This is a genomic window from Breoghania sp. JC706, from assembly GCF_037026715.1.
Lineage (GTDB): Bacteria > Pseudomonadota > Alphaproteobacteria > Rhizobiales > Stappiaceae > Breoghania.
Window position 1 is genome coordinate 308,197 of record NZ_JBANCG010000008.1, and the last position, 24,630, is coordinate 332,826.

At 64.6% G+C, this 24,630-nt stretch carries 29 protein-coding genes; 20 read left to right on the top strand and 9 right to left on the bottom strand.

Going from position 1 to position 24,630, the window contains the following annotated elements:
• The first annotated feature begins 62 nt into the window (after positions 1-62).
• The 8 genes from V2L18_RS18260 (at position 63) to V2L18_RS18295 (ending at position 7,903) form a co-directional block, all read left to right on the top strand.
• Positions 63-518 (top strand): DUF2852 domain-containing protein, encoded by a 456-nt coding sequence (locus V2L18_RS18260; RefSeq protein ID WP_336179733.1) that lies wholly within the window; start codon positions 63-65, stop codon positions 516-518.
• 196 nt (positions 519-714) lie between these two features.
• The gene (locus V2L18_RS18265) at positions 715-1,347 is read left to right on the top strand and encodes a LysE family translocator (protein WP_336179734.1); all 633 of its coding nucleotides are present in this window, start codon (positions 715-717) and stop codon (positions 1,345-1,347) included.
• A 64-nt stretch (positions 1,348-1,411) separates the two neighbouring features.
• Positions 1,412-2,626 (top strand): crosslink repair DNA glycosylase YcaQ family protein, encoded by a 1,215-nt coding sequence (locus tag V2L18_RS18270; RefSeq protein WP_336179735.1) that lies wholly within the window; start codon positions 1,412-1,414, stop codon positions 2,624-2,626.
• Between the two features lie 73 nt (positions 2,627-2,699).
• The gene (locus V2L18_RS18275; protein WP_336179736.1) at positions 2,700-3,347 is read left to right on the top strand and encodes a hypothetical protein; all 648 of its coding nucleotides are present in this window, start codon (positions 2,700-2,702) and stop codon (positions 3,345-3,347) included.
• 403 nt (positions 3,348-3,750) lie between these two features.
• Positions 3,751-4,332 carry a hypothetical protein gene (locus tag V2L18_RS18280; RefSeq protein ID WP_336179737.1) on the top strand — a complete coding sequence of 194 codons (582 nt, stop codon included), beginning with the start codon at positions 3,751-3,753 and terminating at the stop codon, positions 4,330-4,332.
• 63 nt (positions 4,333-4,395) lie between these two features.
• Positions 4,396-5,724, top strand: a complete 1,329-nt coding sequence (gene purB, locus V2L18_RS18285; protein WP_336179738.1) for an adenylosuccinate lyase — start codon at positions 4,396-4,398, stop codon at positions 5,722-5,724.
• 42 nt (positions 5,725-5,766) lie between these two features.
• On the top strand, positions 5,767-6,321 hold the full coding sequence (locus V2L18_RS18290) for an alpha/beta hydrolase (RefSeq protein WP_336179739.1): 555 nt from the start codon (positions 5,767-5,769) through the stop codon (positions 6,319-6,321).
• 592 nt (positions 6,322-6,913) lie between these two features.
• Entirely contained in the window at positions 6,914-7,903 is a 990-nt protein-coding gene (locus tag V2L18_RS18295; protein WP_336179740.1) for a hypothetical protein, read from the top strand.
• A 74-nt stretch (positions 7,904-7,977) separates the two neighbouring features.
• Here V2L18_RS18295 and V2L18_RS18300 read toward each other — a convergent pair whose 3' ends face one another.
• The 4 genes from V2L18_RS18300 to V2L18_RS18315 form a co-directional block, all read right to left on the bottom strand.
• Positions 7,978-8,850 (bottom strand): aldo/keto reductase family oxidoreductase, encoded by an 873-nt coding sequence (locus V2L18_RS18300; RefSeq protein WP_336179741.1) that lies wholly within the window; start codon positions 8,848-8,850, stop codon positions 7,978-7,980.
• Between the two features lie 115 nt (positions 8,851-8,965).
• On the bottom strand, positions 8,966-9,184 hold the full coding sequence (locus V2L18_RS18305; protein ID WP_336179742.1) for a hypothetical protein: 219 nt from the start codon (positions 9,182-9,184) through the stop codon (positions 8,966-8,968).
• A gap of 241 nt (positions 9,185-9,425) precedes the next feature.
• On the bottom strand, positions 9,426-10,205 hold the full coding sequence (locus V2L18_RS18310) for an aldolase/citrate lyase family protein (protein WP_336179743.1): 780 nt from the start codon (positions 10,203-10,205) through the stop codon (positions 9,426-9,428).
• Between the two features lie 316 nt (positions 10,206-10,521).
• A complete protein-coding gene (locus tag V2L18_RS18315) occupies positions 10,522-10,845 on the bottom strand; it encodes a DUF1476 domain-containing protein (RefSeq protein ID WP_336179744.1) in 324 nt (107 codons plus the stop codon).
• A 379-nt stretch (positions 10,846-11,224) separates the two neighbouring features.
• Here V2L18_RS18315 and purC point away from each other — a divergent pair, with 379 nt between their 5' ends.
• The 5 genes from purC to V2L18_RS18340 all read left to right on the top strand — a co-directional run bounded on the left by purC (position 11,225) and on the right by V2L18_RS18340 (position 14,518).
• The gene (gene purC / locus V2L18_RS18320) at positions 11,225-12,022 is read left to right on the top strand and encodes a phosphoribosylaminoimidazolesuccinocarboxamide synthase (protein ID WP_336179745.1); all 798 of its coding nucleotides are present in this window, start codon (positions 11,225-11,227) and stop codon (positions 12,020-12,022) included.
• Positions 12,023-12,155: 133 nt separating this feature from the next.
• The gene (purS, locus tag V2L18_RS18325; RefSeq protein ID WP_336179746.1) at positions 12,156-12,395 is read left to right on the top strand and encodes a phosphoribosylformylglycinamidine synthase subunit PurS; all 240 of its coding nucleotides are present in this window, start codon (positions 12,156-12,158) and stop codon (positions 12,393-12,395) included.
• Between the two features lie 61 nt (positions 12,396-12,456).
• Complete coding sequence (locus tag V2L18_RS18330) at positions 12,457-12,609, top strand: phosphoribosylformylglycinamidine synthase-associated small membrane protein (protein WP_336179747.1); 153 nt, start codon at positions 12,457-12,459, stop codon at positions 12,607-12,609.
• Between the two features lie 24 nt (positions 12,610-12,633).
• Complete coding sequence (gene purQ / locus V2L18_RS18335; RefSeq protein ID WP_336179748.1) at positions 12,634-13,308, top strand: phosphoribosylformylglycinamidine synthase subunit PurQ; 675 nt, start codon at positions 12,634-12,636, stop codon at positions 13,306-13,308.
• 4 nt (positions 13,309-13,312) lie between these two features.
• The gene (locus tag V2L18_RS18340; protein WP_336179749.1) at positions 13,313-14,518 is read left to right on the top strand and encodes a hypothetical protein; all 1,206 of its coding nucleotides are present in this window, start codon (positions 13,313-13,315) and stop codon (positions 14,516-14,518) included.
• Between the two features lie 25 nt (positions 14,519-14,543).
• On the opposite strand, the gene V2L18_RS18345 is transcribed toward V2L18_RS18340, so the two are convergent.
• From V2L18_RS18345 to V2L18_RS18360, 4 genes are all read right to left on the bottom strand, one after another.
• Positions 14,544-14,936: a hypothetical protein gene (locus tag V2L18_RS18345; protein ID WP_336179750.1), complete on the bottom strand. Its 393-nt coding sequence runs from the start codon at positions 14,934-14,936 to the stop codon at positions 14,544-14,546.
• A 232-nt stretch (positions 14,937-15,168) separates the two neighbouring features.
• Positions 15,169-15,555 (bottom strand): hypothetical protein, encoded by a 387-nt coding sequence (locus tag V2L18_RS18350; RefSeq protein WP_336179751.1) that lies wholly within the window; start codon positions 15,553-15,555, stop codon positions 15,169-15,171.
• Positions 15,556-15,659: 104 nt separating this feature from the next.
• Positions 15,660-16,283, bottom strand: coding sequence for a class I SAM-dependent methyltransferase (locus V2L18_RS18355; protein WP_336179752.1), 624 nt, complete (start codon positions 16,281-16,283; stop codon positions 15,660-15,662).
• A gap of 86 nt (positions 16,284-16,369) precedes the next feature.
• Positions 16,370-17,635: a DUF3419 family protein gene (locus tag V2L18_RS18360; RefSeq protein ID WP_336179753.1), complete on the bottom strand. Its 1,266-nt coding sequence runs from the start codon at positions 17,633-17,635 to the stop codon at positions 16,370-16,372.
• A 369-nt stretch (positions 17,636-18,004) separates the two neighbouring features.
• Here V2L18_RS18360 and V2L18_RS18365 point away from each other — a divergent pair, with 369 nt between their 5' ends.
• The 7 genes from V2L18_RS18365 (at position 18,005) to V2L18_RS18395 (ending at position 23,926) form a co-directional block, all read left to right on the top strand.
• On the top strand, positions 18,005-18,463 hold the full coding sequence (locus V2L18_RS18365) for a BLUF domain-containing protein (RefSeq protein WP_336179754.1): 459 nt from the start codon (positions 18,005-18,007) through the stop codon (positions 18,461-18,463).
• Positions 18,464-18,747: 284 nt separating this feature from the next.
• Positions 18,748-19,434: a molybdenum cofactor guanylyltransferase MobA gene (gene mobA, locus V2L18_RS18370; RefSeq protein ID WP_336179755.1), complete on the top strand. Its 687-nt coding sequence runs from the start codon at positions 18,748-18,750 to the stop codon at positions 19,432-19,434.
• A complete protein-coding gene (gene mobB, locus V2L18_RS18375) occupies positions 19,431-19,955 on the top strand; it encodes a molybdopterin-guanine dinucleotide biosynthesis protein B (protein WP_336179756.1) in 525 nt (174 codons plus the stop codon). Before mobA ends, mobB begins: the two co-directional genes overlap by 4 nt.
• Positions 19,942-21,249 carry a gephyrin-like molybdotransferase Glp gene (gene glp, locus V2L18_RS18380; RefSeq protein WP_336179757.1) on the top strand — a complete coding sequence of 436 codons (1,308 nt, stop codon included), beginning with the start codon at positions 19,942-19,944 and terminating at the stop codon, positions 21,247-21,249. Before mobB ends, glp begins: the two co-directional genes overlap by 14 nt.
• 235 nt (positions 21,250-21,484) lie before the next feature.
• A complete protein-coding gene (locus V2L18_RS18385; RefSeq protein WP_336179758.1) occupies positions 21,485-22,255 on the top strand; it encodes an ABC transporter substrate-binding protein in 771 nt (256 codons plus the stop codon).
• A gap of 133 nt (positions 22,256-22,388) precedes the next feature.
• The gene (locus tag V2L18_RS18390; RefSeq protein ID WP_336179759.1) at positions 22,389-23,099 is read left to right on the top strand and encodes an ABC transporter permease; all 711 of its coding nucleotides are present in this window, start codon (positions 22,389-22,391) and stop codon (positions 23,097-23,099) included.
• Positions 23,096-23,926 (top strand): ABC transporter permease, encoded by an 831-nt coding sequence (locus tag V2L18_RS18395; RefSeq protein ID WP_336179760.1) that lies wholly within the window; start codon positions 23,096-23,098, stop codon positions 23,924-23,926. Before V2L18_RS18390 ends, V2L18_RS18395 begins: the two co-directional genes overlap by 4 nt.
• On the opposite strand, the gene V2L18_RS18400 is transcribed toward V2L18_RS18395, so the two are convergent.
• The gene (locus V2L18_RS18400) at positions 23,923-24,573 is read right to left on the bottom strand and encodes a uracil-DNA glycosylase family protein (protein WP_336179761.1); all 651 of its coding nucleotides are present in this window, start codon (positions 24,571-24,573) and stop codon (positions 23,923-23,925) included. The genes V2L18_RS18395 and V2L18_RS18400 overlap by 4 nt on opposite strands.
• Positions 24,574-24,630 lie beyond the last annotated feature (57 nt).

A 24,630-nucleotide genomic window follows, 5' to 3' on the forward strand; every position in this document is an offset into this window, starting at 1 on the left:
CTCTTGACAGCGCCGTTGCATGCAACCATGTTAATGTTATTCACATTCACACGAGGTCAATCATGACGGCAGCAGCCTCTGTCACGAACAAGCTCGATGAAATGGGACGGCCCGCGTGGATCGCCGTCATGATCATCGGCTTCATCGTTTTCTGGCCGCTGGGACTGGCTGTCCTGGCTTACTTGCTCTGGAGTGGACGCATGGGATGTCACGCACGCGGTTCCGACCGCTTTGAACGCAAGATGCAGCGCATGCATGAAAAGATGGACCGCATGCGCTCGCGCATGGGCGGCCGCGACTGGTGGGAGCGCTCGCCGTCCTCCGGCAACGCCGCCTTTGACGAATACAAGGCGGAGACGCTCAGGCGGCTTGAGGAAGAGCAGGACGCCTTCCACGATTTCCTGGAGCGGCTGCGCATGTCCAAGGACCGTCAGGAGTTCGACCAGTTCATGGCCGAGCGCCGCGGCAAGGACACGACCTCCGGCACTGACCGGCCCGAGGAACGTCCGGAAGCCTGACCCCGTCGCTTCCCCGCGACACCAACGAAGCGCCCGCCCCACCCGGCGGGCGTTTTCGTTTGCCCGCCCGGCGCGGTTCACGACGATAACGTGAGGCCCGACGCGCAAACATGCTTGCAGCCGAGACGTTTCTTTCCGACAGTTGCGGCGAAGGAGCCCAAGGGGCACCGGAGGCCCTGCCAGGGAGGCGCGCCACGTGAGCACGGATATTCTGCACCCGCTTCTTCTGGTCTATGCGGCCTATGTCATTGCGGTCGCGAGCCCCGGCCCCTCCAACATGGCCATCATGGGCACCGCGATGAACGAGGGGCGCGGCCCGGCGGTGGCGCTGGCGCTCGGCATCGTCACCGGCAGCCAGACGTGGGCGCTTCTGGCCGCGACGTGGCTTTCCGCCGTGCTGACCACCTTTGCCGGGGCGCTCTTCGTCATCAAGATCGCGGGCGGCCTCTATCTGATCCATCTCGCCTGGAAATCGGCGCGCGCAGCGCTAAGCGCACGCCCGGCCGGGCCTATCGCGCCGGCCAGACCGTCAAGCCGCACCCGTCTCTATCGCCGCGGCCTGCTGTTGCACCTGACCAACCCGAAGGCGGTGCTGGGCTGGATCGCGATCATGTCGCTCGGTCTTCGTCCCGGCGCTCCCGCCTACACGCTGCCGGCGATTCTCGCGGGCTGCGCCCTTCTCTCCGTCGTCATCTTCGTCGGCTATGCGCTGGTCTTTTCCACCAAACCGATGGTGACCGCCTACCAGCGGGCGCGGCGGTGGATCGAGGGATCGCTGGCCCTCGTCTTCGGCTATGCCGGCATCCGCCTGCTCGCCTCCAGACCGTGACGCCATCCGCCTTTGCGAGGCAAAACGGGCTGCGCGCGCTCTCCTTCGTTGGCATAGTGACGCCATGACACTGCTGATCCAGAATCGCGACGCCCGCCGTCTGCTCATCGATGCGCAAGGCCTGTCGATCCCTCCGCGCAGCCGGCTTTCGCCCAACGAACTATACGCGCTCATCGAGAAGCTCGGTTTCGTGCAGCTCGACAGCATCCAGACCGTGGAGCGTGCGCACCACCACATCCTTTTCGCACGCACGCAAGGCTACCGGCAGACCGACCTCAAGCGGCTGCACGAGCGCGACCGCGTGCTGTTCGAGAACTGGACGCACGACGCCTCGGTGATCCCGGCGCGGTTCTTCCCCTACTGGAAGCACCGGTTTGCGCGCAATCGGGACCGGCTTCTGGAGCGCTTCACGAACTGGCAGCGCGAGGAATTCGCGCACATGATCGGCGAGGTGCTGGCCCACATCCGCGACAACGGCCCGACCATGGCGCGCGAGCTCGGCAATGACACGGGCCCGAAAAAGTCGAACGAGGGCTGGTGGGAGTGGCATCCGACCAAGACGGCGCTGGAATATCTGTGGCGCACGGGAGCTCTCGCCATCGTGCGGCGCGAGGGGTTCCAGAAGGTCTATGATCTGACCGAGCGGGCGATACCGCGCGAGCATTTCGAGCGGGAGGTCTCCCAAGGAGACTTCGTGGAATGGGCCTGTTCATCGGCCATGGAACGGCTCGGCTTCGCGACGCCCGCCGAAATCGCCGCCTTCTGGGATCTGGTGACGCTGGAGGACGCCAAGGCCTGGTGCGCGGATAGCCTTGCGGCTGGCGCGCTCTTCGATGTGGACGTGGAGAACGCCGACCGCACCACGCGTTCGGCCTTTGCGCGACCCGACATAGCGGAGGCGATTGCCGCCGCACCGGAAGCGCCCTCGCGGCTGCGCGTTCTGAGCCCGTTCGACCCGCTGATCCGCGACAGGGCCCGCACCGAACGCCTGTTCGGCTTTCGCTACCGCATTGAGATTTTCGTGCCCGAACCGAAACGCGAATATGGCTACTACGTCTTCCCGCTGATGGAGGGCGACCGGCTCATCGGCCGCATCGACATGAAGCACCACCGCAAGGAGAGCGAGCTTCGGGTTTCGGGGCTTTGGTGGGAACCGGGGGTGCGAAAGTCGGCCGGGCGGACGGCGAAGCTTGAAGCCGAACTCGACCGCATCCGGGCCTTCACGGGGGCGGAGCGATTGGCGTTTGCGCGGGAGAGCGGAAACACGTGCGCAACATGAGGAAACGTTGGACGCAAAAACGCCCGCTCCATGAGGTCGAGGCAACGTCTTTTCTCGCCATGTGAGTTTCCTTATGCGCTTCCTCGTCCTGCTTGTCGTCTCTCTCGTGCTCAGCTCCTGCGGCTCCACGCCTGTCACCGAATTCGCCGACAGCGGCAACGCCTACCGGCTCAAGCCCGGCAACACGTACCTCGTCAGCTTCTTTGCCGGACAAGGCGGCAAGATGTCCAACTCAAAGCAAATTTTCCGACATGTCTCCTGTCCGGTCAGCCCCGAGGGAGACTTCGGCAGCTGTGCCAAGGACGAATACGAATTCAACATGGTGCCTACGACGAAAATATCATTCGAGCACACGTTACCGGTCGCCGGCGTGAACGGCGTTCGCATGACTTTCACAACCAGTCCGATGGAAGGCACCGGCCGCTACGCGCTCACCACGAAGCTTCCGCTGGTCAAGACCCAATATTCGACGATCGTCCGCATCAAGACCTTCACCTGGGTCGCGGAATTCGCGCCCGACACGGTGGTCGTCCTGCCGCCGGACGGCCAGGGCGAGGTCTGGACGGAGCGCGCCCGCGAGAGCCTCGCCGCCGTCATGGGCGACAAGGTGAAGGGGCTCCGGTTCGTCGCCGCGCGCAAGGTCTCGACGGACTGCACGGACAGGAAGAACCTCTTCGGCATGAAGACGGAGAAGTATTTCGACTGCAAACTGATGGAGTAATAGAGCGGGACCGCGAAATGTTGGGGGAACGGATCGCGCCGGTTCCACGGATTCGCGCCGGATCCCGTTTCCATGGGCACCGCGCGCGCGTTGCAGCAATTCGCATCCGGTCCGCCAAACCCTCCGGCGTCATCCCGGACGCGACGCGGCGCGAAGTGCCGCTTCGCAGATCCGGGATCTTCCCTCGGAGCCTGCCGCGCGAGGTCCCGGGTCTGCACCGCAGCCCTGACGTGCCGCAGTGCGCCCGGGATGGCACCGGAGAGTGCGCCGGGAAGAAGGGAATGCCCCTCCACTCCTGACGCAACGCTTTCCCAATCTTTCCTGTGTTAATTCTGCCGGTATGACCGTCCAACCGGCCTCCCCCATCGCGGCACCTGTCGAACGGCGCCGCCCCGATCGTCGTATGGCCAGCCGGCGCAAGCCGCGCACGCCGCTTGTCCGGCTGCTGGCACGGCTTGGAATGATGGCGCTCGGCTGGGGCGCGGCGGTGACGCTGATCGCATTCTCAAGGCTCGTCGGCGACGACCGGCCGCTCGATGGCCGGATGGCGACGATCCTCGCGATCTTCTTTGCCGGCGGCGTCATCGGCGCGGTGACGGCCTTTCCAACCGCGGTCATGCTCGTGCTGCGGCGGCCGCAGAAGACGGCACGGTTCGCAGCCATGGTGGTCTCGCTGACGCTTGGCACGGTCGGCTTCACCGGTTTCCTGTTCTATCTGCATTTCAACCGTTATTATGCGACCTGGCATGCTGACCCGTTTACCCGCGACTGGGTCTGGCAGACGCTGTTCACCGGCGCACAGGCCGTCTACATCTTCGCCGTGACCGGGCTGCCGCTGCTGTTTCCGGCCGGCATTCCGCTGCTTTTCGTGGCGGGCCTCATGTTTTCGCGCACCGACGGGCGGCGCGGCTGGCGTCCGCAGGATGGGCCGATACCGCGCGGCGATCGCCGGAGCGGCGGCAAAGGGGCACGCGGGCAATTGTGATCCCCCCCGTTTCCTGCTAGACGGCGCGCGACCCTCCCCTTCCTGAAAATGAGGCCCGCGCCGATGATCCCGCGCTATTCCCGCTCCGAGATGACCTCCATCTGGTCGCCGGAAGCAAAATTCCGCATCTGGTTCGAGATCGAGGCGCACGCCGCCGATGCGCTGGCCGAACTGTGCGTGATCCCGAAGGAAGCCGCGAAGACCATCTGGGACAAGGCCAAGAACGCCACCTTCGACGTGGAGCGCATCGACGAGATCGAGCGCGTGACCAAGCACGACGTCATCGCCTTCCTGACGCATCTGGCCGAAATCGTCGGGCCGGAGGCGCGCTTCGTCCATCAGGGCATGACGTCTTCGGATGTGCTCGACACCTGCCTCGCCGTGCAGCTCGCGCGTGCCGCCGACCTGCTGATCGGCGATCTCGACAAGCTGCTGGAGGCGCTGAAGCGCCGGGCGATGGAGCACAAGGACACGGTCACCGTCGGCCGCTCGCACGGCATCCACGCCGAGCCCGTCACCTTCGGGCTGAAGCTCGCCGAGGCCTATGCGGAATTCGCCCGCAACCGCGAGCGGCTCGTCGCCGCCCGCAAGGACATCGCGACCTGCGCGATCTCGGGCGCCGTCGGCACCTTCGCCAACATCGATCCGCGTGTCGAAGAGCATGTGGCGGAGGCGATGGGGCTGTCGGTGGAGCCGGTCTCCACGCAGATCATTCCGCGCGACCGCCACGCGATGTTCTTCGCGACCCTCGGCGTCATCGCCTCGTCGGTGGAACGGCTCGCCATCGAGATCCGTCACCTGCAGCGCACCGAGGTTCTGGAGGCGGAGGAATATTTCTCGCCCGGCCAGAAGGGCTCCTCGGCCATGCCGCACAAGCGCAACCCCGTGCTCACCGAAAACCTCACCGGCCTTGCCCGCATGGTGCGCTCCTACGCCTTCCCGGCGATGGAGAACGTGGCGCTGTGGCACGAGCGAGATATATCGCATTCCTCCGTGGAGCGCATGATCGGGCCGGACGCCACCGTGACGCTCGACTTCGCGCTGGTGCGGCTGACCGGCGTCATCGACAAGCTGCTGGTCTATCCCGAACGCATGAAGGGCAACATGGACCGGCTCGGCGGGCTCGTTCATTCGCAGCGCATCCTGCTGGCGCTGACCCAGGCCGGCTGCTCGCGCGAGGACGCCTACCGTCTCGTCCAGCGCAACGCCATGAAGGTGTGGGACAGCTACCACGTCTCCGGCTCTGCGACCGTCGACTTCCTGGAAGAGCTTCTGGCGGACAAGGACGTCAGGTCCTATCTGTCGGAGGAAGAAATCCGCGAGCGCTTCGACATCGCCTATCACACCAAGCATGTGGACACGATCTTCAAGCGGGTGTTCGGCGAGGTGTGAGCCCTCCCCAAGAGACAACGGCCACGACAAGACGATCTGCCCATGAAAACCGCTGAAGCCGATATCCTCATCGTTCCGGGCCTTGGAAATTCCGGGCCCGACCACTGGCAGACGCGCTGGGAGGCGAAGCTTTCGACCGCCCGACGTGTCGAGCTCGGCGATTGGGATAGGCCGCACAAGGCGCAGTGGATCGAACGGCTGGTGCGGGCGGTGAATGTGGCGGAAAAGCCGGTGGTGATCGTCGCCCATTCGCTGGGCGTCGTCACGGTGGCCCATGCGGCGCCGGAGTTCGACGCGGGCAAGGTGGCGGGCGCCTATCTCGTCGCCATGCCGGACGTCGAGGATGTGAGCCGCATACCGGCGCCGGTTCCGGGCTTCGCGCCCATTCCGCGCGAGGTCCTGCCGTTTGCGAGCGTTCTGGTGGCGAGCCGTACGGACCCTTATTCGCCGTGGGCCAAGGCGGAGACGATCGCGCATGCCTGGGGTTCGCAGTTTCAGGATGCGGGCGATGCCGGCCACATCAATGCCGACAGCGGCCAGGGCCCGTGGCCGGAGGGACTGCTGTCGTTCGCCAAGTTCATGTCGCGACTGGGGTAGCGAGGGCCGGAGCCTTCCGGGCGTCGCACCAGCTGCCCATCCTTCGAGACGCCCGCTTACGCGGCCTCCTCAGAGGCTGGCCCGAAAATGGTAACCGGTTCTTCGCCTCGGATTCTACGCGCCTTCATACCCCTCCATCGTCATCACCCGGCGAAGTCCAGGTGATCCAGCGCGCGCCCCGGATGCTGCGGCTGGAGGTGGATTGCCCGGACTTCGCCGGGCAATGACGGCGGAGAGACATGAGCGTGAGAGGTTGAAAGCGCGTGTCCCGTTACCGTTTTCGGACCGAGCTCTCAGGATGACGCTGTATGTGCGGATGTTTTCTTCAGAAATAACAAAACGATAACGTCATCCTGAGGAGGTCGCGAAGCGGCCGTCTCGAAGGATGGGCAACCGGCGCGATGTGAGGCAATCGGCGAACCAATCGAGACCTCGGTCGGCCCTCCTTCTCTTCGGGCCTCAGCGCCCGCGCTCGCCTTTCCCTGGCTCGCCCCTCTTGAAGCCCGTCCCGCCCGGGTCTACCAAACATTCAGGACCCGCGCCGCCTCCCGATTTCCGGCGCCGTCCCCACTGAATTTGCAAAGAGAACACCATGCACAAGAACAAACTCGTCGTCGTTGGTGCCGGCCATGTCGGCTCCTATGTGCTCGCGGATGCCATGAAGATCGGGCTCTTTGCCGAAATCGGTGTGATCGACATTCTGGAAAACGTCGCCTACGGCGAGGCGCTCGACCAGGCGCAGGCGACCGCGCTCACCTACATGAACAATGTGGACGTGACGTCGGGCGGATACGAGCAGTGCGCGGAAGCCGACGTGATCATCGTCGCGGCCGGGCCCAGCGTCATCCCGGACCCGTCAAATCCGAAAGGCGAGCCGGACCGCACGCTGCTGACGAAAACGAATTGTGAGGTCATCCGCCAGGTTATGGCGGGGATCACGAAGCACACCACCGACGCCATCGTCATCCTGATCACCAATCCGCTCGATACGATGGTCTACATCGCGGAAAACGAGTTCGGATACCCCAAGGGCCACGTGTTCGGCACGGGCACGATGCTGGACAGTGCGCGGCTCAGGAAGCTCATCGCCGACACCTATGACGTCGATCCGAAGTCGGTCACCGGCTACATGATGGGCGAGCACGGCAGCACGGCGTTTCCCGCACTCAGCCACGTCAACGTCGCCGGCATTCCGTTCGCCGAACTCGACCGCTATTTCACGGCGCGCGAGGACATCCAGGATCCCGAGGTCGTCAAGGCCAAGATCATCAGCGCGGCCTACGAGGTGTTCAACGGCAAAGGCTGGACCAATGCCGGTGTCGCCCAGGCGGCCGTGACGATGGCGAAAGCCGTGCTGCTCGACGAGCGCAGCGTCTATCCTGCCTGCGCGACCCTGCGCGGGCAGTACGGGCACGACGGCGACGTGGCGCTGAGCATGCCCTGCGTTCTCGGCCGCGAGGGCATCGTGAAGCAATTGCCCGTGACGCTGAATGCGTGGGAGGCGGAGAAGCTGGAGGCTTCGATCGCGTTCATCAAGTCCGCGATGGTCGATGCGAAGACCGGGCCCGATAAGGCGCGCTGAGCGGCGTTTGCCGCAAGATGCCCCCTTCATGCCAGCGATCCGCGAGAGCCCGGCCCTCGCGGATCGCGTTTTCGTCAAGCGGCCTTGCCGATGCCGTCGAGCTCCCGGATCGCGTCTTCCGGCAGGTCGAGTTCGGCCGCCGCGAGGTTTTCCCTCAGGTGACCGAGAGATGACGTGCCGGGGATCAGCAGGATGTTGGGCGAACGGCGCAGCAGCCAGGCGAGCGCGACCTGCATGGGCGTCGCCTCAAGCCGCTTCGCGATGTCGTTCAGCGTTTCCGACTGCAACGGCGTGAAGCCGCCGAGCGGGAAATACGGCACGTAGGGGATCCCCTCCGCCGCCAGATCGTCGATCAGCGCATCGTCATTGCGATTGGCGATGTTGTACATGTTCTGCACGCAGACGATGTCACAAATCTTGCGGGCATCGGCCACCTGGCGGGAGGTGGCGTGACTGAGCCCGATATGCCTGACGAGGCCCTGACGCTGGAGTTCGGCAAGCGCCGTCAGCGGCTCCTCGATCGGGCCTTCTGCCGGCTTGTGCGGATCGAACATGAGGCGCAGGTTCACCACCTCCATCACGTCGAGGCCGAGATTGCGCAGGTTGTCGTGGACCGCGCTCGTCAGCTCCTCGGCGGAAAACGCGGGCAACCACTCGCCCTTCGACCCGCGCCGCGCGCCGATCTTGGTGACGATGACGAGATCATCCGGGTAGGGGTGGAGCGCCTCGCGAATGATCTCGTTGGTGACATGGGGACCGTAGAAATCGCTGGTGTCGATGTGGTCGACGCCCTGTTCCACAGCCTCGCGCAGGACGGCGACGGCCGCAGCGCGATCCTTCGGTGGGCCGAAGACGCCGGGCCCGGCAAGCTGCATGGCGCCGTAGCCGATCCGCTTCACCGCGCGGTCGCCGAGGGTGAAGGTGCCGGCATTCTCGATATTGGTCATGGAAACTCTCCTGATGCGGACCGCCTCATATCTATGGCGGTTGCATCAGGAGGAAATACCTCAGGCGCCCACGCCGCGCGCCAAATGCCGGATAATCGGCGCCGGCGTCGCCGCGTCAGGCCGGATGGCCATGGCGCGGCTTGAAAAGATCGTTGATGCGCTTGGCGACCCAGATGCTGACCGGTAGAGCCACGACGGCGCCGGCGGCGGTCGCGATCAACATGGCGTTGGTGTCGATCTGGCCGACGCCGAAGACCGTCAGCGGCACGAGCATGCCGATGCCGGCAAGCGTGGGGGCTGCGATGATGAAGATGATTGCGGCGAGCTTCCACATGGTCCGATGCTCCTCCTGCCGGGAACATCCTCGCAGCGCTTGGCGCAAACGGAATGCTCCGAGGTCCCGTTCGGCTCGGCAGGAAGCGGCCCGCCCGGAAAATCCGCCGTGGCGGAGGACGGGATCGACCGCTTCAGCCGACCGAACGCAGCATTCGCCAGCGCTCGTATTCACTCATTGAAATTTGTCAATCTCCATTGCGGACAACTTGCCGCAGAGGAAGGACGGTATCGGCCGCGCCCTATTGCGCCAGGAACGGGGCGAGCAGCGCGGAGACGCCGGCACGGATGATGGCGCCGTCGCTTGCCCAGGAAATGAAGGAGAATCCCATCTCGCGCGCGCCTTTCGCATCCTCCAGCGTGTTGCAGTAGATGCCGGCCAGCTTGCCGGCATCGCGCGCCGCCGCGGCGATCCTTGCCGCGGCTTCCTGCACCTCGCGGCTGCCCGGTGCGCAGCGCGCGCCGTCGGAAAGCGCGATGGAGAGATCGGCGGGGCCGACGAAGACGCCGTCCAGCCCGTCAACTGCGACGATTTCGTGCACCGCGTCCAGCGCCGAGCGTGTCTCGATCATGCCGAAGCCGATGGTCTCCGCATCGGCGCTCATGAGATAAGCCTGGGCTTCGGTCACGCCATGCAGTTCCATCGCGCGCGAAGGGCCCCAACTGCGGGTGCCGGCCGGCGGGTACTTGATATAGGAGACAAACGCCTCGGCATCGGCGGGCGAACCGATCATCGGCGCGATGATCGCCTCGGCGCCGGCGTCGAGCAGACGGCTGGCGGTCGCGAATTCGCCCACGGGGATGCGCGCGACGGGATGGCCGCCGGCCTGCAGGATCGCCGAGATCGCGTCGCGCACGGACGCGTAGTCGTGTCGGCCGTGCTGCATGTCGAGCGTGACGGCCGGATAGCCGGCGCGCACCAGTTCCTGCGGCAGCGCGGTGCCCGGAAGCGTCGACCATGCGGTCACGATCGTCTCGCCGGCGCGCAGCCGGTTTGCAAGCGTCATCGCAGGCTCAATCATGTTCGTTTCTCTCCAACACCGTCGTTGCCCGGGCCGGTTCCGACCGGCCAGCACGCTCAGGCGCGCCCAGGCGCCACTCTCTCGGCAACACCATCGCGCGACGCCATTTCATCTTACATCCCGCACCCGAGTTTGGTCATATCACACGCGGCTGCAACCGTTTTGATCGTCAAGGCCCGCTTTGCTGGTTGAAAGCGCAAAAGAAAAGGCCGCTCCTCCTCAGGGAGAAACGGCCTCTTTCCAAACATGCCCGGAAGAACCTGCGCGGCCGGACCTGCCCAGTCGAATCTGACAGGTCGACCTTGCGCAGGAGGCATCATCCTTCGGTTTTCACCTGCGTGATCGCCTCGGCCATCAGTTCTTCCATGGTGCGGCGGATCTGGTGGTCGGACTGCTCCACGCCGGCGGCATCGAAGTCACCGCGGATCTTGCGGAAAACATCTTCCTCCCCCGGCTCCTCGAAATCGGCGCGCACCACGGCCTTGGCGTATTCGACCGCCTCGTCGCCGGCCAGACCGAGCTTCTCGGCAGCCCATTGCCCCAGCAGCCGGTTGCGCCGCGCCATGGCCTTGAACTGCATCTCCTCATCGTGGACGTATCGTTTCTCGAAAGCGTCCTCGCGCTTGTCGAACGTGCTCATGGTCTTCTCCTGCCCTGAGACCGGCCGCGAGCCTTTGCCGGCGGATGCATCCCTGCGGCGGCATCCTGTTACGTAAATATGGCTCTTTACAGCCACGGAAACAACGCCTTGCATCGTCGGCTCTTGCATATATTTCCGCAGGCACCAAATCAATGTCGCCGGGCTTCAACCGTTCGGCTAATGGGACAGTGTCCCCAGCCTTTGCCCCGCACGAAGATCAGCGTCCCGGACCGCCTGCAAACAAGGCATTGCAGCCGATTGTGCTTTGCACCCAATTCGGGTAGGTTCCTGCCTCGCTCGCGGGAGAAACGTCACGATTCCGCTGTCGCACGCCCTCATAAAGGCGCGATCGAGGCGGAGAACGGAGTATCCATCGCAAATGGATTTCCTCAACAAACCACGGTACGTACCCATGAATCGCCGCCGGCGCATCTATGAAGGCAAGGCAAAGATCCTCTACGAGGGACCGGAGCCCGGCACGCTCATCCAGCATTTCAAGGACGATGCGACGGCGTTCAACGCCAAGAAACACGAAGTCATTGACGGCAAGGGCGTGCTCAACAACCGCATTTCCGAGTTCGTGTTCACCAACCTCAACGCGATCGGCGTGCCGACCCACTTCATCCGCCGGCTGAACATGCGCGAGCAGCTTATCCGCGAAGTCGAGATCATTCCGCTGGAAATCGTCGTGCGCAACGTCGCCGCCGGTTCTCTCGCCAAGCGTCTCGGCCTTGAAGAGGGCATGCAGCTGCCCCGCTCGATCATCGAGTTCTACTACAAGAACGACGAGCTCGACGATCCGATGGTCTCCGAAGAGCACATCACCGCCTTCGGCTGGGCCACGCCGCAGGAGATCGACGACATCATGGCGCTGGCCATCCGCGTCAACGACTTCCTCTCCGGCCTGTTCCTGGGCGCCGGCATCCGCCTTGTCGACTTCAAGATGGAGTGCGGCCGGATGTGGGAGGGCGAGATGATGCGCATCGTCGTCGCCGACGAGATCTCCCCCGATTCGTGCCGTCTTTGGGACATCAAGACCAACGACAAGATGGACAAGGACCGGTTCCGCCGCGACATGGGCGGCCTTGTTGAGGCCTACCAGGAAGTTGCGCGCCGTCTCGGCATCCTGATCGAGAACGAACGCCCGCACGGTTCGGGCCCCGTTCTCGTGAAGTGAGGCTCGTGACGTGAGCGCTTTGCGAGGCTGCGGCTTTGCAAGTCGCGCCGCTTTGATGTAATTCCCGAACGCCCGTGCTCGACAACCGGCACGGGCGTTTTCTTTTGGCCGACCGACCGCATCAGGACGAACCATGAAGGCACGCGTCACCGTCACGCTGAAAAACGGCGTTCTCGACCCCCAGGGCAAGGCAATCGAAGGCGCACTCGGCGCGCTCGGCTTCGGCGGCGTGGGGGGCGTACGTCAGGGCAAGGTGTTCGACATCGAACTGGAAGGTGCCGACAAGGACAAGGCGAAGGCCGATCTCGAAGCGATGTGCGAGAAGCTGCTCGCCAACACCGTCATCGAGAATTACGCGATCGAGCTTGCCTGAGGCACGTTCGTTTTCGCCGCGAAGCGGTGTAAGGTGGATGCCTGCGGGAGCGTGAGATCCCATGACCGACAATCCGGAAGAAGGTGCGGGTGCGCCGGCCCGGCGACAAGCCGAGGACACGGGCCGCATCATCCGCTTCCTGATCGGCAAGGCGCTCCTTTTCATGTTGTTTCCTGCCGTTCTGGCGGCCCTTGCCGTCTTCTTTCTGATCTAGAGCCCCTGGCTAGAGTATAGACCCATGAAATCAGCCGTCGTCGTCTTCCCCGGTTCCAATCGCGACCGCGACATGCTGCACGCGCTGGAGCTCGTCACCGGCGAAAAGCCCGCCACCGTCTGGCATCAGGACACCGAACTGCCCGATGTCGACCTGGTGGTGCTGCCAGGAGGCTTCTCCTACGGCGACTACCTGCGCTGCGGCGCCATTGCCGGACGCTCGCCGGTGATGGCGGAGGTCGCGAAGATGGCGGAGCGCGGCCGGCTGGTGCTGGGCGTGTGCAACGGCTTCCAGATCCTGACCGAGACGGGCCTTTTGCCGGGCGCCCTGATGCGCAATGCCGACCTGAAGTTCGTGTGCAAGGAAGTCAAGCTCCAGACCGTCAACACCCAGACGCCGTTCTCCAGCGCCTTTGAGGCCGGTCAGGTCTGGCGCTGCCCCGTCGCCCACCACGACGGCAACTACTTCGCCGACGCCGACACGCTGGCGCGGCTGGAGGACGAGGGCCGGGTGGTCTTCCGCTATGCGGACGGCACCAATCCGAACGGCTCGATCAACGACATCGCCGGCATCGTCAACGCCGCCGGCAACGTGCTCGGCATGATGCCGCATCCGGAGAATCTGGTCGAACCGATCCAGGGCGGCACCGACGGCCGCAGGCTTTTCGAAAGCCTGATACAGGCGCTGGAAACCGCCTGAGCCCATGCTCATCGGCGCAGCGGCGATCGCCGTCACCCTCGTAACGGGCACCTTCCTGGCCCTGCCCCGGGTGATCGGCAGCGATCGCTGGCGCGCCATCGCAACCCCGCTCGCCTCCATCATCGGCTCCGGCTTTCTGGTCACGGTGCCGATCCTGCGCGATCTCTCCGGCGCCTGGGCCATCTTGCCGATGGCCGGGCTCCTGATCCTCGCCTACCTGATCGGCAGTGCGATCCGTCACAACATCCGCCACGTCGAACCGATTTTCGAGGATCACACCGCGCCGCTCGGGCTTTCCTCGCTGGAACGGCTGTCGCATCTCGTCCTCGCCTTCGCCTACTTCGTCTCCGTAACCTACTATCTCGTCCTTTTCGCCTCCTTCGCGCTGAAGCCCTTCGGCATCGTGGATGAGACGGCGGTGAAGATCGTCGTCACCATCTGTCTCGCACTCATCGGAGTGGTCGGGTTCACCCGCGGCTTCTCGGCGGTTGAGCGGGTGGAGGTCTATACCGTCTCGCTGAAGCTCGCGATCATCGCAGGCCTCATCGCGGGGCTTGCCGTCTTTGGCCTCGGCGAACTGGCCACCGGCACGGTCTCCACCATTCCCGGCCATTTCGAGACGAAGAACGTGCCTGTCTTCCTCGGCCTGCTGATCGTCGTGCAGGGGTTCGAGACGTCGCGCTTCCTCGGCAATGCCTACGACACGGAAATGCGCGCGACCACCATGAAGCAGGCGCAGATTTTGGCCGGCATCATCTATCTCGCCTTCTTCCTCGCGATGATCCCGCTTCTGGGCAACGACGTCACCGGTGGGGGCATCGCGGCCATCGTCGACATGCTGGCGCCGGTGTCTCTCGTTCTGCCGGCGCTCATCATGATCGGGGCGCTTGCGAGCCAGTCGAGCGCGGCGATCGCCGATACGCTTGGTGCAGGCGGCCTGGTGCACGACGTCACCGGAGGCCGGGTGCGCGTCAACTACGCCTACCCGCTGATCGCCGTCATCGCCGCGATCATCACCTGGGAAACCGACATCTATTCCCTGATCACGCTGGCCTCGCGCTGCTTTGCGCTCTTTTACGCGCTGCAGTGCCTGATCGCCTGTTTCAGCGCGGTGAGACGGCACGAGCCTTGGCACGCAGCCGGTTACGGCCTCCTCGCGCTCACCTGCGCCGCCGTCGTCGCCTTCGGGGCGCCGGTGGAAGGGGGATAGCCCCCTCCCCAACGCACCCTTTGCGTCAACGCACCGAGTAGTGGCCGCCCTCGCCCGTGCGGGCGTTCTGGTGATAGTAGCCCTTGCCGTCCTGGAAGATCTTGAGGCGCAGGTTGATATCGCCGGTCATCACCAGCAATCCGCTTTTCGTGATGGAGTAGCGGCCCTTTTGCCCATGCCTGTTCGTCCAGGTTCCATCCGCCTTGTAGGTGGTCTTGTGCGAACTGGATGTGGCCGTATGCCCGACATAAGCCTTGCGGACCTCGGCCTGCGTGAGCTGGCGCCGCTTGCCGGCAACGAGCGTCACAGAGGCGCTCACCTGCGGCGTCGCCGATGAAAGCGACGGAAGCGCAAAGCTCCCCTGTGAGGAAACACAGACGAACGCGGCGGTCATGGCAGGCAGAAGAAAACGTGTCATGCAGGTATTTTCCTGTAAGATTAGGTGAATATACGCAGGCTTTATGTCTTTTGCCTCAATTTATCACCCGGCCCTTGCCGCACCTCAAGTCTTTTCGCTAACGGAACGGCAATCGGACGCCGTCGCTCTTCAATATCTCTGGCGCGCACGGCACCGCCGCCGCCGGGCCCACCGGCGACATCGACATGTTTTCGCACTTTCGGACGATGTCAGAACGAGACAGGCGCCCGTATCACTTCACTTCGATACGGACGGAATTCTCGTAGACCTCCACGCGAATCCAGCAATTGTCGTTGACCACGCGCCAGCCGGCATTGCCCTCGATGTAGCCGTTCAGCACCATGCGCTCCATGCGCGCGCGATTGGCGGCGGAGGCAAAGAAGCGGTCGCCCTCGTCGCCGCGGTCACGAATGCCGAAACGATGAAAATTCGCCCGGTCCTGCCGGATCACCTGCCACGGTTCGGATAACCGCTCGCCACGCGAATTGTAATGATCGTCCGGCCCCAGATAGGCGACGTAAACCTCCAGCAGCCGCCCCTGGGCGAGTGCGGGCATGTTGAATGCCGCCGCGCAGAGGAGAACCGCGACCGCCGTGAGAAGTCTCAAAGCCAGTTTCATATTGCCCCCCATTTCTCGGATACGACGGGAAGCATTCTGCATGAGAATGGCGAGGGACGCTGCGTTATTTCGCCGGGACGAATGGTCGCTGCCGGACCGCGGCCTCAAAGCGCGCGTATCTCGCCGTACCACGCATAGCCGCGATAAAGCGGCGTCGTGCGCACTGCCGCACCTTCAGCTTCCGCAATGTCGCAAAGCGTCTGGAAGAGATCCGGTCTCGGCGTGACGTGGAAGCTCCTCAGCCACACGAACAGCATCGTTCGGAAGAGGCGCGGCAGGCGTTCCTGCTGGCCAAAGTCGACCACGTGCAGCCGACCGCCCGGCGCAAGCGCTGCGGTCGCGCATTCCAGCGCCGTTCGCCATGGCGGAACCATGGAGAGCGAGTAGGAAAAGAATACCCGATCGAAGGTGGCGCGGCCGAAAAGAGCGGCCGGATCGAAGTCCGCCGCATCCCCGCGCGCCAGCGTGATGCGGTCGCTCAGGCCCGCCCGCTCGATATTGGCGCGCGCCGTCGCCAGCATTTCGGCGGAGATGTCCAGACCGTAGAAGCGCGCGCGCGGATAGGCGCGAGCGGCGGCAATGAGATTGCGCCCCGTGCCGCAGCCGACCTCCAGCACATGGCCGCGCGCCGGAGGGCACAGGGCGTCGATCAGATGGTCGCGCCCCAGAAGGTAATACTTGCGGGTCAGGTCGTAGATGTGACGCTGGTAACGGTAAACCCGATCCATCAGGTCCCCGTTGTGGGGGGCGGCAATGTCGGACATGGCGATGCGGGCGGTGCGCCCGCCCTCCCGATCTGTTGAGACTGTGGACGTCAGTTGAGCGTGTAGAGGTGGAAGCCGCCATAGATGGAGGACCGGTCGCGCGCGTTGAGCGCGCGGCTCTCCTCGCTCTGGTAGGTCCAGCGCGACAGCGTCTCGTCAGCGACGCGGCCGGGCAACAGGGTCGGCTCGGCCGCCGTGCGGAAGATCACCCGCGCGCCGGGACGCGCGGTGCGCGTGATCTCGCTCCACAGCGCATTGAGCTGACCGTCAGTCATCCAGTCCTGCGCATCGAGCAGCACGTAGGCGTCAAGGCTGGCATCGTCCTCGCCCGCCAGATGTTCGGTGAAGGAGCGGTTGACGACCTGAACGCGGTCGGTGCGAGCGCGGATATCGTCGAAATGCTCGCGCTTGAGATAGGGCGGCAGCGGACCGGCCGGGCCGGTGCTCTCGCTGCCCGCGCCTTTCATCGGCGCATAACCGCGGGCGAAAGCCTGCCAGGCGAAATAGTTTTCCGACATGGGGAAGTCGCAGGCGAGCTTTTCAAGCCGCTGGCGCAAGACGCTCGCCATGTCGCCGCCACCGGCGGACGCCAGTGCCTCGTACTGGGCTGGCGGAATGCCGAGGCCGTAGAGCGAGGCCTTCTTGGAGGTCGCCCAGCGCACCAGGCGCTTGTCGAAGATCGGTGCGAGCGCGGTATCGAAGAAGGTGCGCTGCTCGTCGAGCGAACGGGTGCGCAGAATGTCCTTGGGATCGATGCCGTAGAGCCTTGCCACGAGGTGACCCGCGCCGATGAAGTAGCCGAGCAATCCGTGATAATAGAGATCGCGCGAAAACAGCGTGATGCGGCGACGCCCCCAGCCCGACAGGCTGCGCCCTTCCCAGTAGGCGCGCGTGTCGGCATCGAGCTTGTCTTTCACGAAGCGCCGATAGGCGGCGATGTTGGCCTTCTCGTCAGCCTCCCCGAAGAAGCGGTAGAACGTATCGTGATTAGGCAGGTGCGCGATGGCCGCAAGCTTCAGCCGGGTCAGCGCCACGTGGGCCCGGTTGAGATCGACGGCGACGATCTGGGCCGGGTCGGCGGTCAGGTAGCTCATGACGTTACAGCCGCCGGATGCGATCGTGACCATGCGGCTCTCGGGCGTGAGCTTCAGCGCCGCCATGTCCACCTCCGGATCCTCCCAGATCTGGGGATAGACGAGCCCCTTGAAGACGAAGGTGAACATGCGCTCCAGGAAGCCCTCGCGGGTGCCGGCGGCGGACCTGTGCACGGCTTCCTTCAGGCGGCGGGAAGAGTCACTCAAAGCTTTGTCGGCCATCAGCCAGTCTCCGGAAATGGGCGCCCGCTCTGGGACCGGCGCGCGAATTTCCGGCGAGGCTTACGCAGGATCGGCGACAGTTTGGTGACGCAGGCACCGCGAAACCCGAACGCCGCCTGCCACGCAGCCGCGCGTTCGCGCTCCGCGACGTGACCATTGAGGACAGGAGACTTGATCGGCGAGCAGCGCGTCTTTTAGCCGGCTCGCTATGTAATCGTACCGATAACAATACAATTTACTTCAATTTTACCCGGCCGTCCGATGATGGAAGTCGGCCGGCGGAGGCTCTTTGCACCGCCGCCTGGGCGCGGGGCGGGACACCGGCGCGGAACCTTTTCTTTCGAAGGCCGTTACGGCAGGGAGGATGCCATGAGCCTCTACCAGATCTGCTACCGCAGCCGAATCAAACCGCAGGTTCTCGCCGGCGACATCGAGGCGGAAATCGCGCACACCATCAAGCGGCTTCGCCGCATGAACACGCTGAACGGCGTGACGGGCGCACTCCTTCTCACCGACACCCACGTCTTTCAGCTGATCGAGGGGCAGGCCGAACGCGCCAACGCCTCGTTGCGGTGCGCGGCCGAGGATCCGCGCCACGAACATCTGGAAGTGTTGTCACGCAAGGCCGTCGAATACCGCCTGTTCCATGACAGCTGGCTCTATTTCGCCGACCTTCGGATGGACCACGGCCGCGAGCTTCCAGCCGAGCTTTCCATGATCGTGCCGCGGCCGGAGACGGCGACGGGCACCGACATCCTCGCGCTGATGGCATATATCGCGGGCGATCTCGCCGAGGCGCAACTCACCAACAGGCTGCTGCAGATCTGATATCGGGATCTTTTGCCCCACACCCGTGACGCCGTACGGCCAGCTTCTGTATGATGATGCACGGCTCCCCCTCGCGGGGCCGTCCTGCCCTGCCCGCGACCGAAGTCGGGAAATGGCCACATACGGGGTCCTCAATACGGTTTCGCCGCGCCGCAAATCAGCTTATACGCCGCGCCGGGCGAACCTTGAGCACGCGCCGAGAAACGAATATCGGCGCGAGGGCCCTCTCCCGGCCACAGCCTTCCCGACGAGGGCGCGCTCGGCTATTTTCAAGGAGTGACTGCATGAATGACATGGCACAGGGCGATCCGACCGTCGTCGGATGTATCCTGGCCGGCGGGCTGGCGCGCCGCATGGGCGGCTGCGACAAGCCGTTGCTGCCGTTGGGCGGCAAGGTCCTGCTCGCCCACATGATCGAGAGCCTGCGGCCCCAGGTCGGCACGCTCATGCTCAACGCCAACGGCGATCCGGGCCGGTTCGCCGGCTTCGGCCTGCCGATCGCCGCCGACCCGGTGAACGGTTTCGTCGGACCGCTCGCCGGCGTGCTCGCCGGCATGCGCTGGGCGGAAGAGAACGTGCCGGAGGCGACACACGTGGCGAGTGCGGCGGCCGACACGCCGTTTTTTCCCGATGATCTCGTCGCCCGCCTGCGCGCGAGCCTTGGCGAGGAAACCGGCGTGGCAATCGCGGCATGCGGCGGAAAGAGGCATTCCGTCTTCGGCCTCTGGCCGATAGCCTTGGCGAACGATCTGGAAGGATGGCTCGCCGATCCCGACAACCGCAAGGTGCTCGTCTGGGTCGAGCGGCACCACAACCTTTCCGTCGACTTCCCGCCGCGCGAGGGGCACGATCCGTTCTTCAACATCAACACGCCGGAAGATCTGGCGGAGGCGGAGCGCATGCTCGCCGGAGCCGGACAGCCGACCGGGGCGTCCCTTCACGACACCGCCAAGACCGAGGCCAGCGCATGACGCAAACCGTATTCGGCATCACCGGATGGAAAAACTCCGGCAAGACAACGCTGGTGGAGCGACTGGTGGCCGAACTGACCGGACGCGGCTACCGGATCTCCACCATCAAGCACGCCCACCACGAATTCGACATCGACCGGGAGGGCGCGGACAGTTATCGTCACCGGCAGGCGGGTGCCATCGAGGTGGCGTTGGTTTCCGGGTACCGCTGGGTCTTGATGCATGAACTCAGGGGCGATGACGAGCCGCCTCTCGACGCCGTGCTGAACCGAATTACACCCTGCGACCTGGTGCTGGTGGAAGGCTACAAGAGCGAGGCGCACGCCAAGATCGAGGCGCGCCGCGCCAATGCCTCCAAGACGAAGCCGCTCACTTCAGGCGATCCCGCCATCGTGGCGATCGCCGCGGATCATGCCATCGAGGGCGAAAGCGTGCCGGTGCTCGACCTGAACGACATCCCCGCGATCGCCGATTTCATCATCGACTACTGTCAAATGCCGAAACGCGATGCCGCAGAATAAACCCCTCCCCCCCGAACTGCGCAAGCTCGTGGACGACCGTTTCCAGAATGACCGCGAACGGCTACGTCACGACGAAGCCATCGAGATCCTGCGCGAGCGGGTGAAGACAATCGTGACGCCCGAGACGGTGCCGCTGGAAAAGGCCGCGGGCCGGATCCTGGCAAAGCCGGTGCTCTCGCCGCGCAACGTGCCGCTCACCGACAATTCGGCCATGGACGGCTACGCCTTCGCTCAATCCTCCTACGAGGCAACCGGCGGTTTCTTTCCCGTCGACCAGCGCATTCCCGCCGGACATCCCGCCGAAGCGCCGCTGCTGCCCGGCCGCGCCGCGCGCATCTTCACTGGTGCCGTCATACCGGAAGGCGCCGATACCGTCGCCATGCAGGAGGACTGCGAGGCGCATGAGCAGGACGGCAAACCCTTCGTCATCATTCCACCGGGCCTGAAAAAGGGCGCCAACATACGCCGGGCCGGCGAAGACGTTGCCGAAGGAGCGGAACTGATCCCTGCCGGCGGCCGTCTGCGGCCGCAGGAAATCGCGGCCATCGCCTCCGTCGGGCAAGCGGAGGTCACCGTCACGCGCCGGCTGAAGGTTGCGATCTTTTCCACCGGCGACGAAATCGTGCGCCCGGGCAACCCGATCGAACCGGGCCAAGTCTACGATTCCAACCACTACCTCCTGCATGCCCTACTGCACTGCGTGGACGTGGAGGCGGAGGATCTCGGCGTTCTCAAAGACAAGCCCGATCTCGTCCGCGCGAAGATCCAGCAAGCGGCGGAGACGCACAACGCCATCCTGACCACCGGCGGGGCCAGCAAGGGCGAGGAGGATCACCTCGTCGCGGCCCTCGATGCGCTGGGCACTCGGCACCTCTGGCAGCTCGCCATCAAGCCGGGACGGCCGATGAATTTCGGCCAGATCGGCGATTGCACCATGCTGGGCCTGCCGGGCAATCCGGTCGCCGCAATGGTGTGCTTCCTGCTCTATGTCCGCCCCGTGCTCATCGCCATGTCGGGCGCGCCGTGGCCGGAGCCGGTCCGCTACCAGATCCCGGCTGCCTTCGAGATCAAGAAGAAGAAGCCGGACCGGCGCGAGTTCTCGCGCGGCTGGCTGACCCACGACGCGCACGGCCGGCTCTGCGTCGACAAGTTCGAGCGCGACGGCTCGGGTCTCATCACGGGCCTGCGCGAGGCAGACGGACTGATCGAGATCGCCGAGGAGACGACCAGGGTGGAGAAGGGCGAGCTGGTCAACTTCATTCCCTTCACCGAGCTTGGGTTGCCGGGCAAGTAGCCCGACGGTACCGACCGCCATGGCATTTCTGCGCCTGGCGTATCACTGCCCAATTCATGGCCTGCGCTGAAAAAACATGCGCCTGCGACACCTTCCCGGTGCCAAGAAGGTTGCGCCGGCTGAATTTTTGATGGGATGATGCGGGCAGACAGCGGTACGCAATTTTGGCGTGCCGACGTTCGGTCGCGGCGATTTTGCCGTGGCAAGGCAACAAACCTGTACCCAGAGGAACACCATGCGTTTCATCATCCGCGCCGCCACAGCAGCTGCGCTGACCATCGCCGCAATTGCTGCGGCCAACGCCGAAACAGTCCGTATCGGCACCGAAGGCGCCTATCCTCCGTTCAACAACCTGACGCCGGACGGCCAGCTGGTGGGCTTCGACATCGACATCGCAAAGGCGCTGTGCGACGAGATGAAGGTTGAGTGCGAGTTCGTCACCCAGGACTGGGACGGGCTGATCCCCGCGCTTGAGGCCAACAAGTTCGACGCCATCATCGCCTCCATGTCGATCACCGACGAGCGCAAGAAGAAGGTCGACTTCACCAACAAGTACTACAACACGCCGCCGGCCATCGCCGTGCCGAAGGATTCCGACATCAAGGGCGTGACGGCGGAAGATCTCGCCGGCAAGACCATCGGCGCGCAGTCGGCCACGACGCACGCGAACTTCGCGGAGGAAAAGTATCCGGACGCGGACGTCAAGGTCTATCCGACCGCCGATGAATACAAGCTCGATATCTCCAACGGCCGCCTCGACGCCGTCGTCGACGACGTGGTGGTGCTGAGCGACTGGGTGAAGAGCGAAGACGGCGCCTGCTGCAAGATCCTCGGTACCGTGAAGCCGGATCCCGCCATCTACGGCGAGGGCATCGGCATCGCGCTTCGCAAGGGCGACGACGCGCTGCGCGAGAAGTTCAACACGGCGATCGCGGCCATCCGGGCGAATGGCACCTACAAGAAGATCAACGACAAGTACTTCGATTTCGACGTCTACGGCGACTGATCGCAGGCGGCCTTCTGTCAACCGGCACGGGACGGCCTCGCCGCACCCCGTGCCGGGCTCACCGTTTGTGCCGGCGGGCCACGCCTTCCGCCGGCATAAGCATATCCGCAAGACGTAAAGCCCAGGCCGACATATGGACCACGTCCTGACGCTGCTTTCCTTCGGCAACGAGGGGTGGGGCGACGAAATCGCCGCCGGCACATTGCTGACCATCGCGTTGGCGCTGGCGACATTGCCGCTCGGTCTTCTGCAGGGCTTCCTGCTGGCACTCGCCAAGAATTCCGACGATGCCAACCTTCACCGCGCCGCAGACATCTACACCACGATCTTTCGCGGTCTGCCGGAGCTGATGACGCTGTTCCTCGTCTATTACGGGGTGCAGATCGGCCTTCAGGCGTTCATCGGGCTCTTCGCGGAGGGCGTCTACATCGAGATCAACAGCTTCCTGGCGGGAATGGTGGCGCTCGGCGTGGTGTTCTCGTCCTATTCCAGCGAAGTGTTCCTCTCCGCCTTTCGCGGCATTTCCCAGGGCCAGTACGAAGGCGGTTATGCGCTGGGGCTGTCGCAGTACCAGACCATGCGGCTCGTCATCCTGCCACAGCTCATCCGGCTCGCCCTGCCCGGCCTTTCCAACCTGTGGCTGGTGCTTTTGAAGGACACCGCGCTCGTGTCGGTGATCGGGCTGTCCGACCTGTTGCGCATGTCGGGCGTCGCCGCGCGCGTCTCCAAGGAGGCGTTCCTGTTCTTCGGGCTCGCGTGCCTGATCTACCTGGCACTGTCGATCGTCTCGTCCGTCGGCCTTGCCCGCATCGATGCCTGGGCGCGCAAGGGAGAGACGCGATGAGCCTTGGAAGCGCCGCGGCCGAGGCCCCGCCCGTCCCCGCCAAGTCGGCCCGCCCCTGGACGTTCACGCGGATCGCCGGCTATGCGTTCATGGCCTTCTGGATCCTCGCCGGACTAGGCCTGGCGGCCTATCTCGCCACCTCCTTCGATGCGGAGTTCATGGCGAAATACGGATACAAGTTCATCGACGGGCTGATCGTCACGATCGAACTGGTGGCGCTCTCGGTGGCGCTTGGCGCGCTTGTCTCGCTGCCGGTCGCACTGGGGCGGCTTTCCGGCAACAGGATCATCGGCCGCATCGCCTATGCCTATGTCTACTTCTTCCGTGGTACGCCGCTGCTGGCGCAGGTCTTCCTGTTCTACTACGGCGCCGGTTCGTTCCGGCCGTTCCTCCAGGATATCGGAGCGTGGTGGCTGCTGCGCGATGCCTGGGGCTGCGCGCTGCTGACCTTCACGCTCAACACCTCCGCCTATCAGGCAGAGATCCTCGCCGGCGCGATCCGCAACGTGCCCAAGGGCCAGATCGAGGCCGGCGAGACGCTCGGGCTCAAGCGCTGGGTGATCTTCTTCCGCATCGTGCTGCCGCAGGCGCTGATCACGGCGCTGAGGCCCTACGGCAATGAAGTCGTTCTCATGTTGAAGGGCTCGGCCATCGTCTCCATCGTCACCGTCTTCGACCTGATGGGCGAGACGCGGCGGATCTATTCGCGCACCTACGACTTTCAGGCTTACCTGTGGGCGGCAATGCTCTACATCATTGTGGTGGAAGGCCTGCGCCGGCTGTGGGACCGGATGGAAGCCCGCCTCACGCGCCACCTGCGGCGCTAACGCATACGCCCGTCTCCGCCCTCCCCGATCAGGCGCGCGACCTGCGCCCGCAGTTCCGGCAGAAGCTCCGTCTCGAACCACGGATTGCGCCGCAGCCAGGCATTGTTGCGCCAGGAGGGATGCGGCAGCGGCAGAATGCGCGGGCGACGCTCCTCGGCCAGGATCGTGCGCCAGTCGGCAACAGTTGCGGACAGGGTGCGCCTGCGGCCCGCGCCCAGATGATAAGCCTGCGCATACTGGCCGATTGCCAGCACCAGCTCGATCTGCGGCATCGCCGCGAAAAGCCGGTCGTGCCAGTTGGCCGCGCATTCGCGCCGGGGCGGCAGGTCCCCGCCCTTGGCATCCTGTCCGGGAAAGCAGAACCCCATGGGCACGATCGCCAGGCGGTTTTCGTCGTAGAACGTGTCCCGGTCGATGCCCAGCCATTCGCGCAGACGATCTCCGGAAGGATCGTTGAAGGGAATGCCGGTGGCGTGAACACGGGTGCCCGGCGCCTGTCCGCAGATGCACAACCGCGCCGACCGACTTGCGCGCACGACGGGGCGCGGCGCGTGCGGAAGCGGGCGGGTCAGCGGTTCCTCGACACAGATTCGGCAAGCGCGGATCCGCGACAGAAGCGGACCGAGCTCGGACGGGTTATCGTTCATGGCTCAAAGATAGGCGCGCGGGCGGCCCTGCCAAACAGTATCCCGGGAAAACAGCAC

Coding starts and splice junctions, on each gene's coding strand:
- V2L18_RS18305 (WP_336179742.1), bottom strand. CDS start 9,184: ATGTGGAAGCTCGCCGCAATCATCTTCATCATCGCAGCCCCCACGCTT.
- purC (WP_336179745.1), top strand. CDS start 11,225: ATGGATTTCCTCAACAAACCACGGTACGTACCCATGAATCGCCGCCGG.
- purB (WP_336179738.1), top strand. CDS start 4,396: ATGATCCCGCGCTATTCCCGCTCCGAGATGACCTCCATCTGGTCGCCG.
- purQ (WP_336179748.1), top strand. CDS start 12,634: ATGAAATCAGCCGTCGTCGTCTTCCCCGGTTCCAATCGCGACCGCGAC.
- mobA (WP_336179755.1), top strand. CDS start 18,748: ATGAATGACATGGCACAGGGCGATCCGACCGTCGTCGGATGTATCCTG.
- V2L18_RS18315 (WP_336179744.1), bottom strand. CDS start 10,845: ATGAGCACGTTCGACAAGCGCGAGGACGCTTTCGAGAAACGATACGTC.
- V2L18_RS18290 (WP_336179739.1), top strand. CDS start 5,767: ATGAAAACCGCTGAAGCCGATATCCTCATCGTTCCGGGCCTTGGAAAT.
- V2L18_RS18385 (WP_336179758.1), top strand. CDS start 21,485: ATGCGTTTCATCATCCGCGCCGCCACAGCAGCTGCGCTGACCATCGCC.
- V2L18_RS18300 (WP_336179741.1), bottom strand. CDS start 8,850: ATGACCAATATCGAGAATGCCGGCACCTTCACCCTCGGCGACCGCGCG.
- V2L18_RS18350 (WP_336179751.1), bottom strand. CDS start 15,555: ATGAAACTGGCTTTGAGACTTCTCACGGCGGTCGCGGTTCTCCTCTGC.
- purS (WP_336179746.1), top strand. CDS start 12,156: ATGAAGGCACGCGTCACCGTCACGCTGAAAAACGGCGTTCTCGACCCC.
- V2L18_RS18355 (WP_336179752.1), bottom strand. CDS start 16,283: ATGGATCGGGTTTACCGTTACCAGCGTCACATCTACGACCTGACCCGC.
- V2L18_RS18345 (WP_336179750.1), bottom strand. CDS start 14,936: ATGACACGTTTTCTTCTGCCTGCCATGACCGCCGCGTTCGTCTGTGTT.
- V2L18_RS18340 (WP_336179749.1), top strand. CDS start 13,313: ATGCTCATCGGCGCAGCGGCGATCGCCGTCACCCTCGTAACGGGCACC.
- V2L18_RS18310 (WP_336179743.1), bottom strand. CDS start 10,205: ATGATTGAGCCTGCGATGACGCTTGCAAACCGGCTGCGCGCCGGCGAG.
- mobB (WP_336179756.1), top strand. CDS start 19,431: ATGACGCAAACCGTATTCGGCATCACCGGATGGAAAAACTCCGGCAAG.
- V2L18_RS18295 (WP_336179740.1), top strand. CDS start 6,914: ATGCACAAGAACAAACTCGTCGTCGTTGGTGCCGGCCATGTCGGCTCC.
- V2L18_RS18260 (WP_336179733.1), top strand. CDS start 63: ATGACGGCAGCAGCCTCTGTCACGAACAAGCTCGATGAAATGGGACGG.
- V2L18_RS18270 (WP_336179735.1), top strand. CDS start 1,412: ATGACACTGCTGATCCAGAATCGCGACGCCCGCCGTCTGCTCATCGAT.
- V2L18_RS18365 (WP_336179754.1), top strand. CDS start 18,005: ATGAGCCTCTACCAGATCTGCTACCGCAGCCGAATCAAACCGCAGGTT.
- V2L18_RS18390 (WP_336179759.1), top strand. CDS start 22,389: ATGGACCACGTCCTGACGCTGCTTTCCTTCGGCAACGAGGGGTGGGGC.
- V2L18_RS18400 (WP_336179761.1), bottom strand. CDS start 24,573: ATGAACGATAACCCGTCCGAGCTCGGTCCGCTTCTGTCGCGGATCCGC.
- glp (WP_336179757.1), top strand. CDS start 19,942: ATGCCGCAGAATAAACCCCTCCCCCCCGAACTGCGCAAGCTCGTGGAC.
- V2L18_RS18275 (WP_336179736.1), top strand. CDS start 2,700: ATGCGCTTCCTCGTCCTGCTTGTCGTCTCTCTCGTGCTCAGCTCCTGC.
- V2L18_RS18395 (WP_336179760.1), top strand. CDS start 23,096: ATGAGCCTTGGAAGCGCCGCGGCCGAGGCCCCGCCCGTCCCCGCCAAG.
- V2L18_RS18360 (WP_336179753.1), bottom strand. CDS start 17,635: ATGGCCGACAAAGCTTTGAGTGACTCTTCCCGCCGCCTGAAGGAAGCC.
- V2L18_RS18330 (WP_336179747.1), top strand. CDS start 12,457: ATGACCGACAATCCGGAAGAAGGTGCGGGTGCGCCGGCCCGGCGACAA.
- V2L18_RS18280 (WP_336179737.1), top strand. CDS start 3,751: ATGGCCAGCCGGCGCAAGCCGCGCACGCCGCTTGTCCGGCTGCTGGCA.